Here is a 15,338-nt window from a genome sequence, read left to right as displayed (position 1 = left end):
TGAATCCAATTAATAAAAAAATTTTGAATAGGCAGAAGGAGTGGCTTAGATGTTGTGGCGCAATCGTACCTTTCTCCTCCTAATGACCGGAGAAGTGATCGCTGGTGCCGGTATGTGGATTTCCATTATCGCCAACCTCCAGTTCATGCAGCACATGATCCCTTCCGACACGGTCAAGGGATTGATTCTGATGAGCGGACTGATCGTCAGCATTCTCTTGTCACCAAAAGCCGGCGTCATGATCGACGGTTACGACAAAGGAAAGATCATGCTTTATGCGAGCCTCGTGCGTTGTCTCAGTCCGATATGCATGCTCCCTGCGATCTACTACGGCTCCCTTTCATGGATGGTCGTCTCTCTGGTCATCATGCAGGTCTCTGCCGCTTTTTATTTTCCGACCGTGCAGTCTTCCCTGCCAGCCATCCTCAGTCCGGCTGACTTGTTGAAGGCAAACAGCGTCTACCTCAACCTCTCGACATTGTCACGGATTGGCGGAACAGCCATAGGCGGCATACTCGTCGCGAACATGGATTTATCCCAACTCTACCTGTTTTCGCTCGCGGCTTATCTGGCTCTGGCCTTTGTCACCAGATTTTTGCGTATCCCCGCAGTCGATTCCCGCAAGCGACAGGAAAAGGTAGAATTCCGCGAGGTGCTGACCGTGACGAAGAAAGACCCTGCGCTGATGGTTGCCTTGCTCAACACAGGCCTGATTACGCTGTTTCTCGGCGGCTTTAACCTGCTCGTGCTCAATTTCAGCGAAATCCAGCAAAGTCCCGAGCTGATGGGCTGGATTTATACGGTAGAGGGCATGAGCATTTTGGCGGGCGGACTCCTTGCCAAGCGTTGGATTGGCGGACGCAACCTGATCGCCGCATCCACTGTTTTGCTGTTCTTTTTTGCCCTTTCGCAGTACGGCATGTCGTTTGCAGACAGCCGGTTCATGGTCTTGGCTTCATTTGGCGTCTTTGGCTTTACCGTCGCTTTCTTTTTCCCCGTGACCACGACGATTTTTCAGCGCCGGCTGCCAGAGCACCAGCAAGGCCGGTTCTTCTCCTTCAAAGGGATGCTTGACCGCGGGTTCTTTCTCGTCGCTTTGGGAACGACCGGGATTTGCCTCGATCTGTTCGGCGTCTCCGGTTACATGCTCGGGATCGGCTCCGTTACGCTGCTGATGGCCGCGCTGACGATGGTGTATAGCAAGAAGCACAAACTCGACGTCCGCGAGACGGATGAGCCTGCAGTCGCCTGACACCCGTCTGACTGCGATTGCTTGCAGAAATGGAAAAGAGCGCTTTCCTCTTTTTTAAAAAATGGTGTAAACTAGTACCATCATGGAGTAAGGAGGAGCATTTCCATGCACATCCTGTCAACGACCGCTCTCGGGATGCTTATCCCGTTACTCATGGCTACCGCGGTTATCTTTCTGCGACTGCGCGGACAGAAAAAGCCGGTCTCCGCACGCCGGATAATCCTGCCGCCATTGTTCATGTCAACCGGTTTTGCCATGTTTCACTTTCCGGAAACGGCAACACCGCTGATCTACCACGTGATTGCATTTGGTGCAGGGATGATTCTTTCCATTCCGTTGATTATGACGTCCCGTTTTGAAATTGTCGGGCAGGACGTATATTTGAAACGATCCAAAGCGTTTTTTATGATTCTTTTGGCGTTGCTCGTTATCCGGACCGTGATCAAGCTGTGGGTCAACGACTCGTTTTCAGTCATGCAGACAGCCGGCCTGTTCTTCGTCTTGGCGTATGGCATGATCGTTCCGTGGCGACTGGCGATGCTCTACATGTATCGCCAATTTACCAAAAATCCTGTCCGGGAATCGTAACAAAACACGTGCTTCCAAAAAAACAAGAGCAGTCCCCTGCGGAAAACCAGGGAACTGCTCTTTTTCGCATCAAATGGACGACCACTCGTAGTTGCCGCCGAAAATTCCTGCGCTGTGCACGCTGGAGCCGGGACCTGCAAAACGGATGAGAAAGGGACGTTCCCCTCTGGTGGACAACGCATCCTTGGTGACACCGGCTCCCATCGGTTGACAGAGCAGCAGATCGGCCCCGTCGCATTGGACGCGCCGGCATTTGGCTTGCAGCCGTTCGTCCGCAAATTCTTCGCCTGCCACAAGACCGAGCCACTCCTGCCAGTCGCGGGCCGCTTCGTCCAAATTGCCGGTAGCAAGCGCAATGTATGCGATTTCTTGTGAGCCGTTTTCATGCGGGGCGATCATCCCTCGTCTGGTCAAGTCATTCACTCTGGCTTCATCTGACTCATCCCATTGGATCAGAAAGGGAATGCGGCGCTGCTTTTCGGCCCCCTCGGCAAAAAGCATTTTCCACTGAATGAACGTGCCGTCCTCCCGCTTTCTGCTGCCAGGCAACGGCCCTGTCACCTGGTATCCGCGCTGTTCAAAGCGCTCTGCCCACCGCTCGATCTCATCTGTGCGAAAGGCAAGCTGCCCCATTCCTTCGCCGACTGTCGCCTCGGCAACCAATTGCCGGACGAGCGGATTCTCTGCACTCGCGGCAATATCGGGAAATTCTACGGCGAGAAACTCCACGTAGGATAAGCCGAAATAGCTGAGGCTGTTGTAAGTCCCCCACGATTCATGCCGTCCCCCCGCTACTGTATGAAAGCCCGCCTTTTTCAGCCGATCAGAAGCCTCCAGGGGTGGTCTGTAAAGAAAGTGAACGAGGTGATCAAACGAAAGTTTCATCCTATCCGCCCTCTTTTCTTGAACGTCCTCATAATGATCGTTTCAAAAAATAGTACCTGATTTTTGGGAAAAGTCAATTGATTCCCCAACATGATCGGATAGGTCCTGCTCATTTCGCGGGAGATTTTTCAGCGAATGCAGGTAGTTTTGCGCTTCGGCATTCTGGCGAGCTGCCTCTGCAGCGCTCCAGCCCAGCTCCTGTGCCATCAGCCGGACGACAAGCTCTCTTAGCTCCTCGGCCTTGTGCAGTTGAAAATAGGTCCATCCCGTACGCAGTCGGAGGAAATCAACGGCCTGGACGGTCATTTCTTCCTCGATTGCATACTTGATCTGTGCCGCCAGCAATTGTTCCCGGGTGGGTGAGCCCTCGGAAATCCGCTTGTAAATGCTCAATGTGTTGCTACCGAAAGTATCGATCCACTCCTGCGCTATCTCCGTTTCTACTCCCAGCTCGATTCCCTGTCGAAGCATCTCTTTTTTCCAATCCCCGTACTTTTCATATCCATGGTGTACCCCTCCGCTGATGACAATGCGGTCGGTGGAGCAAGCCGGGTACTCCTTGCCTTCTTTCTCCTTCAGCTTGTGGGCGATCGTGTCGACCACTTTTTCCGCCATCTTGCGAAAGCCCGTCAGCTTGCCGCCAGCGATGGTGATCAATCCGGTAGGCGAGTGAAAAATTTCATCCTTGCGGGATAATTCCGACGGTCCCTTTCCCTCCTCGTAAATGAGCGGACGAAGCCCGGCCCAATTGGAGTGGACATCTGCCGGCTCCAGCCTGACGGACGGGAACATGCTGTTTACGGCACGGAGCAAATAATCCCGGTCCTCTTCTGTCGTGCGCGGATGGTCAATGGAATGCTCGTAGGCCGTATCCGTTGTGCCGATGTACGTGATTCTTCCTCTGGGAATGACAAAAACCATCCGTCCATCCGGCGTATCAAAATAGGCGGCCTGCTTGACCGGCAATCTGTCCGCCGATACGACCAGGTGAACACCTTTTGTCAAATAGAGCCGTTTGCCTTGCAGGGAGCCGTCCACTTGCCGTACGCCATCTACCCATGGCCCCGTCGCATTGACGACATATTTGGCATGAATCGGGTAGCTCTTGCCTGTTAACCGGTCTGTGACGAGCGCCCCCGTTATCATGCCGTTGTCGTACAAAAATTGTTCAGCCTTCGCGTAGTTAACGACCGTTGCGCCCAATCCAACGGCTGTTTTCATGATGTCAAGCGTCAGGCGGGCGTCATCTGTCCGGTACTCAAAGTACAGGCCCGCGCCTTTTAACCCTTCCGTTTTGAGCAGCGGCTCCCGCGAGAGTGTTTCCTTTCTCCCCAGCATCTTGCGCCGTTCCTTCCGCGCCACTCCGGCGAGCCAGTCGTACACGTACAAGCCGACAGACGAAGCCAGGTAGCCGTAGGTCCCTCCCTTGTAGATCGGCAAAAGCATCGGTACAGGGATCACCAGATGAGGGGCATTTTTGTACAGAATGGCCCGCTCTCGTCCCACCTCCTGAACCAGCCGCACTTCCCCTTGCTTTAAATACCGCAGACCTCCGTGAATCAGCTTGGTCGACCGGCTGCTCGTGCCGGAACCAAAATCGTTCATTTCCAACAAGCCTACCTTCAGTCCGCGTTTGCTCGCATCAAGCGCAATGCCGGCACCGGTAATGCCTCCACCGATGACGAGCAGGTCAAGCGTATCTGTGGACATTTGCTGCAGAAGTTCCTGTCTGGTCCGTGCTGAAAATCGGTTACCCACTGGTTGCCTCCTCTCCGGCTTCGTGCCGGATGTTTTTGATCAACGAAAAAACCCCCATGAAAAGATCGGCCTGCCATGCAGACATGCCGTCTTTCCAAAGGGGTATCTCCTCATCTCTTCCCTTTTTCCTATTCAGGTGAAAACCAAAATTCTTTTGTTCCGACCGACACGGCCAGGGCGCCAGCCGCCAGTGCCTCGTCGATTTCCTGCCTGGTTCCGATCAGGCCGCCCGCGATGATCGGCAGCGGAGTGAGCTCGGTCATTTCCCGGATGACTCTGGGCATCACACCCGGCATGATCTCGACAGCATCGGGGGCGCTCTGCTCAACTACCCTGATTCCTTTGACTACCGCATTTCGGTCAATTAAAAATATCCGCTGAATCGCCATCAGATCCATTTCCTTGGCAACTCGGATCAGGTTGCTTCGCGTGGAAATAATACCGGTAGGGGCGATGTTTCTTGCCACATAGGCAACCCCGCTCTTGTCCGGTGCGATCCCCTCGATAAATTCCATATGCAGAAACACCTGTTTGCCTGCTGCTTTGCTTCTGTCGACAAGCTCCTGAATGTTAAAAATGGAGCCGGTCAACAGAAAGATGATATTGACATTGCTTCTGAGTGCGTCATCCAAATCGGCTTCGGATTGGACGGCAGCAATGGTTTCATACTCGACCAGATCTACAATAGGATACATCCGCTACCTCCATATGGTGCTTGGTTGCTCCCATTATAGCATCGCATGTCTAAAGATTCACAATTTCTTTAATACTGTTTAAAATGTACCGCGGATTGTATTCGCTTTGCTCGGCCATTTCCCTGGTCGAAATTCCGGTCAAGACCAAAACGGAGTTCATGCCTGTATCGTTCCCCATTTTGATGTCCGTTTCCAGCCGATCCCCTACCATGTAGCAAGCATGGTAGTCCAGACCGAGGTGACGTACGGCCGCTTCGGCTGCTATCGGAGAAGGCTTCCCGACCACCAGATCAATCGGTCTTCCCGTCGCGCCTTCCAGTGCCCCGATGAAGGCCCCGGTATCGGGTATTTGGCCATCCTCCAGCGGGCAGGTGCGATCCGGGTTGGACGCGATCACCTTGGCCCCGCGAATGGCGGCTTGATACAAGTCGTTTAATCCGTCATACGTGAACTGGCGATCCCAAGAGAGAACGACATAAGACACTTCATTCGGGTCTTCGCTCATCTGTATGCCGTGCGCGCGCAGCTCGTCTCGAATCGGCTGCTCGCCGATCACCAGTACTTTATCTGTCGGAGTCATCACTTGCTGAAGGTATCTGGCTGCGATCAAGGATGAGTTCAGCACATCCTCCACTGTGGTGGGAATTCCCATTTTGGTCAGCTTTTCCGCGTAGGATTGACGGGTCGCGATCGGTTTGTTGGACAGAAACACGACCTTGTCCCCGCGGTTCCTTAGTTCCTGAATCGCTTCTGCTGCTCCCTCGATCAGGCGGTCTCCGAGATACACCGTACCGTCGAGGTCGAAGATAAACCCCTTCACTGCCTTTCCTCCTTAGTACAGTTGATCCTTGGTCAATTTTTTCGCCAGGTACTGCAGGACAATGACGATCGCAATGATCAGAATCGCCATCGCTGACGCGGTGTAGTATTCACCCCGCAGCAGGTTTTGGAATACCGCCAGGCTCATCGGCGCCCAATCTGTCGGGGCCAGAAGCAGGGAAATGCTCGTTTCCTTGATCACCGTTACGAATACGAGGATAGCACCCGCTGCAATGCCGGGCAGCATCAGCGGTCCGATCACGGTCACGGCGGCGAGCAGGTTGGATGCCCCCATATTTACCGCTGCCTCTTCGATATCCTTGCGAATCGCCATCATCGAGCTCATCGTCGAGCGGATCATGTACGGCATTCGCCTGATCGTATAGGCGATGATGAGCAAGATCGCTGTTCCCGTAAGCTTCAACGGAGCGGTATTAAACGTTTGGATAAGCGCGATTCCCAGCGAGATGCCCGGTACGATCAGCGGAATGGACGAGATAAAATCAAGTCCCCCGGAGTTGCGACGCACGACAAAGTAGGAGACGAAGGTGGCAATCACCACGCTCAGGACCAGCGCTCCGCCGGCAAGAACCAGACTGTTTAGAATATTTTTATGCGACGTGCTGAAAATCGTCAGATAGTGGCTGAGCGTATAGCCGTCCGGCAATGCGTGACGTCCCCATGTAGTCGCGAGCGACGACAGGAAGATGGATGCGACACCGAGTACGGGAATCAGTACGACCAAAAAGGAGTAGGTGGTCAGTACGGAGACTACGCCCTTGTGATCGTTCATTTTTTGGCGAGTCGGTTTTCCCGAGATCGTGCCGTATTCCTTTCCCTTGATCACGAGGCGCTGGAGCCAGAAGAAGAAGGCTGCGACCAGGAGCATGATGACGGTCAATACCGCGGAACCTGCCCAGTTGAAGAAGCCGGCCATCTCCCGATACGCTTCGACCACGATCAGGTTGAGATCTTTTGGCGCCAAAATAATCGGTGTCCCGAAGTCGGAAAAGCTGACGGTAAAAATCAGCAGCATGCTCGAAACGATCCCCGGCATCGCCAGCGGCAAGGTCACTCGCATAAACGTGTACCAACTATGGGCACCGAGGTTTTGCGACGCTTCTTCCAAGGTCAGGTCGCTGATCTTGAAGGCTGCCACCATCGGCCACAGGGCGTAAGGAAAGAAGTAGAAGACCTGTACGAGCACAATCCCGAGCATCGACTGGATGTCAAAAAGCACGCCTTCCCCGCCCAATGCTTGGTAGATGTGATTGACCCACCCCGTTTTTCCGAACATCAGCATGAAAGCATAGGACGAAATAAACGTGGGTACGACCAGAGGAATTGTACACAGTGTGGCAAAAAGTCCTTTGAACGGCATTTTCGTCCGCGCAAAGGCGTACGCAATCGGAATGACAACGATGGTCACAAGCAGTGCTACTCCGGTACTCAGCTTCAGGCTGTTCAGGAGGGCATCAAAGTAGCCCTTGCCCTCAAACAGCGAGGAGTAGGCCTCCAGAGACACATTGGACAGCTTCTCGATTGTCTTTGCCAGCGTTTTTTGGCTGACCAGGCTGCCAAACAGGTTGATCGGCTGGCCGGTAAAGCTGACGAGCAAAATCGAGAACAACGGAACCAGGAGAAACAGGAAGAAGAACAAGTAGATAAACCATTTCAGGACCGTAAACCCGCTCAATGATTCGAGAAATCGCTTTTTCATAGGATCACCACTAGATGAGGATCGATGGAAAGATAGACCTTTGTGCCTGGCGGAAGCAGCGGCGTTCCTGCTTCAAACGTCTTGTCCACTTCGATCTGCATGTTTCCGACCTGTACGTCATAGCGAATGCTGGGTCCAAGGTAGGTAGACATGGTGATGGTACCCTCTATCGATTTATCACCTGCATCGACCGGTTCTCCGGCAGCCAGGCGAATGCTTTCAGGGCGAATGATTACCTCTACATCTTCACGTTTCGCGGAAAAAGCCGATGTGAGCAGTTGCCCGCCTTCAAGCTGAATGACTGTACCGCTTGCCTCCGTTCCTTTTACCTTGCCCTTGAAAATATTGGACGAGCCTACGAAATCCGCTACAAAAGTGGAGCCCGGATTGCTGTACAGCGCGGTGGGCGTGTCCACCTGCACCAGCTTGCCTCCCTGCATAACTGCGACCCGGTCAGCCATGCCCATGGCCTCTTCCTGATCGTGTGTGACAAAGATCGTCGTAATTCCTACTTTTTGCTGAATCCGGCGGATCGTGACCCGCATGCTGTTGCGCAGCTTTTTGTCCAGGTTGGAGAGCGGTTCATCCATCAACAGCACAGCCGGCTCCATGATCAAGGCCCGAGCCAGCGCCACCCGCTGCTGCTGGCCGCCGGAAAGCTGTCCCGGCAGCCTGTCGGCCAAATGACCCAACTCTACGAAATCCAGTGCATCTCTCACCTTTTTTTCTGTCTCTTTGTCCACCCTGCCCAATTTCCGATTGAGCATATTGCCGAGGACTGCGAGTTTGGTGCCAAAGCCGCCTTGGTAGAAACGGCGCACCTGCAGGCTGTAGGCGACATTTTCAAATACATTCAAATGAGGGAACAGCGCATAGCTTTGAAAAACCATTCCGCAATTGCGCTGGTTGGCGGGGACGTTGCTGACATCGCGGTCCCCGATAAAAATTTTGCCGGATGTGGGACTTTCAAACCCGGCCACGCAGCGCATAGTCGTCGTTTTTCCGCAGCCGGACGGGCCGAGAAGGGCGAAGAACTCGCCCTCCCGAATGTCCAGACTGACGTCTTCCAATGCGGCGATTCCGTTAAACGATTTGTGCAAGTTCTCAATTCTGACCGACCCCATGGAAGAACCTCCTTATTGGAATTTTTGCCGCCATTCGTTGCGTACGCGGTCGTAGTTTTGCACGACCCAATCTACGTCGAGCTCCTGTGCATGCGGGATGACCTTTTCCAGCGTGAGCGGCGTTTTCGATTCAACCTCTTTGGAAATCGGGATATGGTACCAGTTGGCAAGCGTTTGCTGTCCTTCCTTGGACAACAGGTAGTCGATCAGCGCTTTGCCGCCGTCAGGGTTCGGTCCATCCTGGACAAGAGATACCGGGTTGACGATGACAGGAGTTTTCTCAGGAACGATAAAGTCCACCTTTTCCCCCTTTGCCTTCATTTCGTATGCCATGAAGTCAAATGCGATCGCGACATGGGCTTCGCCTTTGGCTACCGCTTTTCCGGGCGCCGAGCCGGAGTCAGGCATCGCGCTCATCTGATCGACCAATTTTTTGAAGTACTCCCAGCCTGGTTCCTCCCCGCGCTCCATCAGTTGGCTCAGAACCGTAAGCGTGGCTGTTCCGGATGCTGCCGGGTTCGGCATTTGGAGCTTGCCTTTCCATTTCGGGTCCAAGAGGTCGTCCCATGTTTTCGGCGCTTCTTCCGGTTTTACCAGGTCGGTATTGTAAACAAAGCCGAGGACGAACACCTCTGCTCCGATCCATTTCCAATCCTTGTCGCGGATTTTGATCCCGTCGCGCACTTCCGGCCAATCCTTGATCGCTTCAGGCGTATAGGCCGTAATAATATCCTTGTCCTTCGCCGACTCAAACGGCAGGAAACCGCCTCCGCCATACCAGACATCCCCCATCGGATTGTCCTTTTCGGCAATCATCTTGTTCACCAGAACGTTGGTGCCGGCGTACTGAATGTTAACGGTCGAGCCCTTGAAAGCCTTTTCAAAATTCTGACCAATTTCTTTGGTCATATCAGGTGTCTCAGGCGAGTAGAGTGCAATTTGACCCAGTTCTTTTGCGGCACCCGAACCCCCGCCAGCTTCTCCTTGGCCCGTACTGGATGAGCCCGTATCCCCCGAGGAACACCCTGCTACTGCCACCGTCGACAACAACGCCGCGGTCGCTACGACATTCAGCCACTTTTTCACCATTTGTCAGACCCCTCTTTCTATTCGTGTTCATTTTTCTGTTGATCGAATAGTTTGACGATAATGAATAAAAAGAAAACCCTTACGTATATAAACACACTCCTCCCCTTAAAAGGAATGTGTTTACGGGTAAGGGTTTTCTCCGTTTTCTCCGCCTAACCGTATTTCCGTATGTTTTCGTGCTGCACGATCAACTTTTCTAAAGTATAACCATAGTTTTCAATAACTGTCAATGAAAATGCTTACACAAATGCTGCCGCAGCCCGGACAGCCTTTTGCCAACCGGCATATAGCCTGCTGCGCTCCGTCTCTTCCAGTCTCGCCTCGAATGAGCGCTCAACCTGCCAATTGTGCGAAATCTCCTCTTTGCTTTTCCAAAAACCGATGCCCAACCCGGCCAAATAGGCGGCACCGAGCGCCGTCGTTTCATGTACGCGCGGACGCTCGACGGTGACACCGAGAATATCGCTTTGAAATTGCATCAGGAAGTGATTCGCTACGGCACCGCCGTCTACGCGAAGCTTGCTCAGCGGAATGCCGGCATCTGCTTCCATGGCTGCCACCACGTCTCTGGTTTGGTACGCCAGCGACTCCAGTGTGGCCCGGATGAAATGCTCTTTTTTGGTTCCCCGGGTCAGTCCAAAAATCGCGCCGCGGACCTCGCTGTTCCAGTAAGGAGTGCCCAAGCCCACAAAAGCCGGGACGACATAGACGCCTTCGGTGGATGACACGGCCGTTGCGTAGCGTTCGCTGTCTGCCGAGGTTTTGAGCATGCGCAGGCCATCCCGCAGCCATTGGATTGCAGAGCCTGCGACAAAAATGCTCCCTTCCAGCGCGTACTCCACTTTTCCGCCAAGGCCCCAGGCGATCGTCGTCAGCAAGCCATGCTCGGAGCGAACGGCTTGTTCTCCGGTGTTCATCAGCAAAAAACAGCCGGTGCCGTATGTATTTTTGGCCATGCCCCGCTCGAAGCAGGCTTGCCCGAACAAAGCGGCCTGCTGGTCTCCTGCAGCCCCCGAGATCGGAACCTCGACGCCAAAGAACAAATCCTTGTCGGTTACCGCATACACCTCCGAGCTGCTTCTCACCTCAGGCAGCATCGCACGCGGGACATCGAGCAGAGCCAGCAGCTCATCGTCCCACTTCAAATCAAAAATATTGTACATGAGTGTGCGCGACGCGTTGGTATAGTCGGTCACATGCGCCCGGCCGCCGGACAGCTTCCAGATCAGCCACGTGTCAATCGTTCCGAACAGGAGGTCGCCCTGCTCCGCCAAAGCGCGGGCGCCTTCCACATGGTCGAGAATCCATTTTACTTTTGTGCCCGAAAAGTAAGCATCGATCAGCAGACCGGTCGTATCCCGAAACAATGGGTCGTATCCCTTGCTTTTGAGCTCTTCGCAAATTCCCGCTGTCTGTCTCGACTGCCAGACAATTGCGTGATAGATGGGCACTCCGGTATGCTTGTTCCACACCACGGTCGTCTCGCGTTGATTGGTGATCCCGATGGCTGCCACTTCCTGCGCCGAAACATTGTGGCTGGCCAAAACCTCGCCGATTACGCCGACGACCGATGACCAGATGTCCAGGGCATTGTGCTCTACCCATCCTGGCTGGGGAAAGAGCTGGGGAAATTCTTTCTGGGCCATCCCGACGATGCTTCCTTGCTTGTCGAACAAGATGGCCCGGGAACTGGTCGTCCCCTGATCGATTGCGAGCACATACTTTTTATCCATGAGCTTCCTCCTTCTACCGCGGGATATGGGCACCCTTTTTCTCCTCTATTAGGGGTGAAACCGGATGCGGTCTATATCCCGAAGCATTGGGCCGTCTCCGCTCACAACACGGGAAACACTTCCGCCCTGATGCCGAAATCGCGGTGCAGCGCCTTCTTGTGCTCCTCTGCAAAACCGCTGGCAATCATGCCGATGCGCAAGACGCTCGCCCAGTCATATTGTATTCGCTGTTTTTCCACGAGAACTCCTGCCCGATCCAAAAAATGCGTGACTTGATCAGGCGTTCCCCGCAACGCTTTACTTTCCAGATAGCAAAAGCACCGCTTCTCCCCGGCTTCCCGATTGCCTGCCGGCTCGCTTTCCTGCCAGACCGGCTGAGGAGTGAAGCGCTGGGTCAGCAAATAGGCCAGATCCTCCACCACAGCGCTTGCTGTCGGAAGCTCGCCTGCCCCTTTGCCCATGAACAAAAGGTCGCCGACGATATTGCCCGACACCTGCACGGCGTTGTAGGCATCCTGCACCTGCGCGAGTGGGTGATCCAGCGGCAGAAGCGTTGGACGGACGGAAAGCTGTAGACCGCCCCCGGCCTTGGAAGCCTTGGCCAGCAGCTTGATCCGGTACCCCAATTCGCGGGCGAGGCCGATCTGTCCGAGATGCAGCTTTTCAATCCCCTGCCTCTCGGCTGCATGCAGCGGCAGCGATTCACCAAATACGAGCTGGGCGAGGATGTACGTTTTGTACAAGGCATCCCAGCCCTCTACGTCCGAGGCAGGGTCCGCTTCGGCGTAGCCCAGCTCCTGCGCCTGCTTCAGCACTTCGGCGTAGGGAAGCTTTTCCTGTTCCATCCGCGTCAGGATGTAATTCGTCGTCCCGTTTAAAATGCCGCTGACCGATACGATGTCATTAGTCCGGAGAAACTGGCGCAGCACGCCGAGAATCGGAATCCCTCCGGCTACGCTGGCCTCGTACGCGAGCTGAACGCCGTGCCGATTGGCTAGCCGCACCAGCTCCGTTCCGTGCTTGGCAAGCAGCTCCTTGTTCGCGGTGACGATGTGACAGCCCTTTTCAATCAGTGCACGGACATAGCCGTATGTCGGCTCGACGCCGCCCATCACCTCGACGACGATGTCCACGTCCGACGCCAGCACTTCTTCAAACCGGGTCGTGATCAGATTGTTCTCAATCGGTACAGACCGCTGCTTTTCCGCATTGCGGACCAGCGCCTTGACCACCTCGACACGTCTGCCCAACCTGTCCGACAGCTTTTGCTGCTGAGAGCGGATCGTTTTCAAGACGCCGCCCCCCACCGTCCCTACGCCAAGCAATCCTACTTTTACCACACTTGCACTCATGTACTCCACCTCTTTTTCTCATTTCAAACATAAAAAAGGCCTTCTTCCGTTTAAGAAGAAGGCTCGCGAGCTACAGGGGGCCTCCTTCTCATCTGCCAAGACATACTGCTGCTGTCTTGCAGGAATTGGCACCTTGCCACAAACTGCGTGACGGTTGCCGGGCTTCATCGGGCCAGTCCCTCCACCTCTCTGGATAAGAAAGAAGTTATGAAGTTGCGATAACTCAAAAACATTTGATCATACAAATAAAAAACCTTCTCCCGTTAAGAAGAAGGTTGGCATCCGGAATGGACGTACTCCCGCTTCTTATCTGTCAAGACTGTCATCAGTCCTGCAGGAATTGGCACCTTGTCACAAACTGCGTGACGGTTGCCGGGCTTCATCGGGCCAGTCCCTCCGCCTCTCTGGATAAGAACAGTATTTTCCTGTTGGCAACATTGTAAGGAATTCGGTTTGAGCCGTCAACCAGATATTTCCGACATTTCATCTTCGGACAATTCCTTTCATTTTTGAAAAGAAAGGTTTCTCATTTTTAATAAGGTGTTCTCATGCAGGTGATGGCGCACCAACAGACATTTCCAGCACTTTGTTTTGGTTTTTGCTTTCTCAATAGTGAGAATAATGGTACTGCCGATGCTCCTTCATACTGCACAGGAAGCAGCCGGTCATTTGGTATCATTCTTGCATATATTTTCAGAAAAGTCAGAGTATAATTCCCTTTTTCCATTCGCATGGGACGTCGGGTGCGTCGAATATACATGAATAAAAGACGCTCCACTCTGACTTTTTCAGCAGGAAGGAGGTGCTTTTTTTGAGTAGGCTGCTGCCTGTTTTGATCCACGATCGTCCCACTTAGCTTCGGTTTCTACTATGATCTGCCCGTGTGCAGAAGGAGGGTGTTTGGATGAGACTTCGTCCGCGTGAACCAATCGATGTTGCGACACAAGTCGCGGTATTTCCTGCTACGATCGATCTGCATTTGCAGAAATGGCTGTTTCGAATGCGAAGATAGAACGTTTTCCAAAAATGGAAGGAGGACTCTATGCGAGTCGCTATTTTAGGAGTTGGCGGTGTAGGACAAGTAAGCGCGTGTGAAATCGTGAAATCGAAGTATTTGCAAAAACTGGTGCTGGCAGATATATCGATCGGCCCGGCTGAAGAGCTGGCTGCCGAGCTGCGCCGGGAGACGGATGTGGAAATCCAGGTAAAACGTGTCGACGCACGCGATGTATCGAGCGTCCAATCTATTTTGACTGACATTGACGTACTGCTGCATATCGGCTTGCCGGAAAACAACTTTGAAGTGATGAAAGCGTGCCTGAACACGAAAACCCATTATATCGACACGGCTTCCAGCGGCCCGCAATGGCTCCGCAAGCAGCTAGCCTGGACCGATAAATTCAAAGCGGCAGGCATTCTCGGAATCATGGGGCTTGGGTGCGATCCCGGCTTCTCCAACATCGCGGCGCGGTACGCTGTGGATCAGTTGGACGAAGTCGATGAGATTTTGATTCGCGACGGCGACAATTCCGTCGTCGACTACGACGGCTTCTGCTCCTTCTTCAGTCCGCAGACAGCCATTCAGGAGTGTTTGGCCAAACCGAACTTCTGGACGGCTGACAAGGGTGAACAATACTTGCCTACTCCCTTTGCCAACAAAGAGGAGTTCGAATTCCCCGAGCCGATCGGCTGGCTGGACTGCTACAACGTGGAGCACGAAGAAGCGACCACTCTTGGCGAGACGATTGGCCGCGCAAAAGGGTGCAAATACGTGGACTTCAAGTACGCCCTCCATCCCGACTTTGTGAATACCCTCAAGGTGCTGAGCTATCTGGGACTGGACAGCGACGAAGAGATCGAGGTCAAAGGCGTCAAGGTAGCGCCGCGCGATGTAGTCGTGACGACCATGCCGAAACCGGCCGATCTCGCCGGAAAAATCCACGGATACTCCTCCGTCGGCGCACTCGTCAAAGGCAAGAAGAACAACAAGCGAAAAGAAGTTTACGTCTACACGATCGCCAATCACGATGAGGTTTACTACAAGACGGAATTTCAAGCAACGATCTGGCAGACAGGCATCCCGCCGGTCGTCGCTGTCGACATGATCGCTGAAGGATTGTTGACCACGACCGGCTGCATTCCGCCCGAGCTGATCGACCCGCTCCCCTTTTTAGAGCGGTTAAAGGCTCGCGGCATGACTTGGGATGTGATTGAGAAGACTGCCCCTCTCAGGCAAATATCGTAGTACGTAACTTGAGATATAGAAAAAGATCGGGATTGGCAGCTGTTGCCGCTGTCCCGATCTTTGTTAAATACAGATCGG

Annotated in this window: 12 protein-coding genes and 2 riboswitches; of the genes, 3 read left to right on the top strand and 9 right to left on the bottom strand. The window is 53.6% G+C overall.

Going from position 1 to position 15,338, the window contains the following annotated elements; translation table 11 throughout:
• Positions 1-49 precede the first annotated feature (49 nt).
• Positions 50-1,252, top strand: coding sequence for an MFS transporter (locus EDM54_RS19740; protein ID WP_122958684.1), 1,203 nt, complete (start codon positions 50-52; stop codon positions 1,250-1,252).
• Positions 1,253-1,357: 105 nt separating this feature from the next.
• The gene (locus EDM54_RS19735; RefSeq protein WP_003386163.1) at positions 1,358-1,840 is read left to right on the top strand and encodes a CcdC family protein; all 483 of its coding nucleotides are present in this window, start codon (positions 1,358-1,360) and stop codon (positions 1,838-1,840) included.
• 69 nt (positions 1,841-1,909) lie between these two features.
• Here EDM54_RS19735 and EDM54_RS19730 read toward each other — a convergent pair whose 3' ends face one another.
• From EDM54_RS19730 to EDM54_RS19690, 9 genes are all read right to left on the bottom strand, one after another.
• The gene (locus EDM54_RS19730; protein ID WP_122958683.1) at positions 1,910-2,725 is read right to left on the bottom strand and encodes a VOC family protein; all 816 of its coding nucleotides are present in this window, start codon (positions 2,723-2,725) and stop codon (positions 1,910-1,912) included.
• Between the two features lie 42 nt (positions 2,726-2,767).
• Complete coding sequence (locus EDM54_RS19725) at positions 2,768-4,483, bottom strand: glycerol-3-phosphate dehydrogenase/oxidase (protein WP_122958682.1); 1,716 nt, start codon at positions 4,481-4,483, stop codon at positions 2,768-2,770.
• 128 nt (positions 4,484-4,611) lie between these two features.
• On the bottom strand, positions 4,612-5,178 hold the full coding sequence (locus EDM54_RS19720) for a glycerol-3-phosphate responsive antiterminator (protein WP_003386166.1): 567 nt from the start codon (positions 5,176-5,178) through the stop codon (positions 4,612-4,614).
• A gap of 49 nt (positions 5,179-5,227) precedes the next feature.
• Positions 5,228-5,998 (bottom strand): HAD-IIA family hydrolase, encoded by a 771-nt coding sequence (locus EDM54_RS19715; RefSeq protein WP_003386167.1) that lies wholly within the window; start codon positions 5,996-5,998, stop codon positions 5,228-5,230.
• A 12-nt stretch (positions 5,999-6,010) separates the two neighbouring features.
• Entirely contained in the window at positions 6,011-7,717 is a 1,707-nt protein-coding gene (locus EDM54_RS19710; protein WP_003386169.1) for an ABC transporter permease, read from the bottom strand.
• The gene (locus EDM54_RS19705; protein ID WP_122958681.1) at positions 7,714-8,841 is read right to left on the bottom strand and encodes an ABC transporter ATP-binding protein; all 1,128 of its coding nucleotides are present in this window, start codon (positions 8,839-8,841) and stop codon (positions 7,714-7,716) included. Before EDM54_RS19705 ends, EDM54_RS19710 begins: the two co-directional genes overlap by 4 nt.
• A 12-nt stretch (positions 8,842-8,853) precedes the next feature.
• On the bottom strand, positions 8,854-9,930 hold the full coding sequence (locus EDM54_RS19700; protein ID WP_003386172.1) for an extracellular solute-binding protein: 1,077 nt from the start codon (positions 9,928-9,930) through the stop codon (positions 8,854-8,856).
• A 239-nt stretch (positions 9,931-10,169) separates the two neighbouring features.
• A complete protein-coding gene (glpK, locus tag EDM54_RS19695) occupies positions 10,170-11,663 on the bottom strand; it encodes a glycerol kinase GlpK (protein ID WP_122958680.1) in 1,494 nt (497 codons plus the stop codon).
• Between the two features lie 101 nt (positions 11,664-11,764).
• Positions 11,765-13,015 carry a homoserine dehydrogenase gene (locus tag EDM54_RS19690; RefSeq protein WP_003386174.1) on the bottom strand — a complete coding sequence of 417 codons (1,251 nt, stop codon included), beginning with the start codon at positions 13,013-13,015 and terminating at the stop codon, positions 11,765-11,767.
• An 85-nt stretch (positions 13,016-13,100) separates the two neighbouring features.
• Positions 13,101-13,215: riboswitch (SAM riboswitch) on the bottom strand.
• A 103-nt stretch (positions 13,216-13,318) separates the two neighbouring features.
• Positions 13,319-13,430, bottom strand: a riboswitch (SAM riboswitch).
• A gap of 627 nt (positions 13,431-14,057) precedes the next feature.
• Between EDM54_RS19690 and EDM54_RS19685 the strand changes: the two genes are divergently transcribed.
• Entirely contained in the window at positions 14,058-15,260 is a 1,203-nt protein-coding gene (locus tag EDM54_RS19685; RefSeq protein ID WP_003386175.1) for a saccharopine dehydrogenase family protein, read from the top strand.
• Positions 15,261-15,338: the final 78 nt, after the last annotated feature.

Origin of the sequence: Brevibacillus borstelensis, from assembly GCF_003710865.1 — a bacterium.
GTDB lineage: Bacteria > Bacillota > Bacilli > Brevibacillales > Brevibacillaceae > Brevibacillus > Brevibacillus borstelensis.
This window is presented reverse-complemented; position numbering and strand designations above follow the sequence as displayed.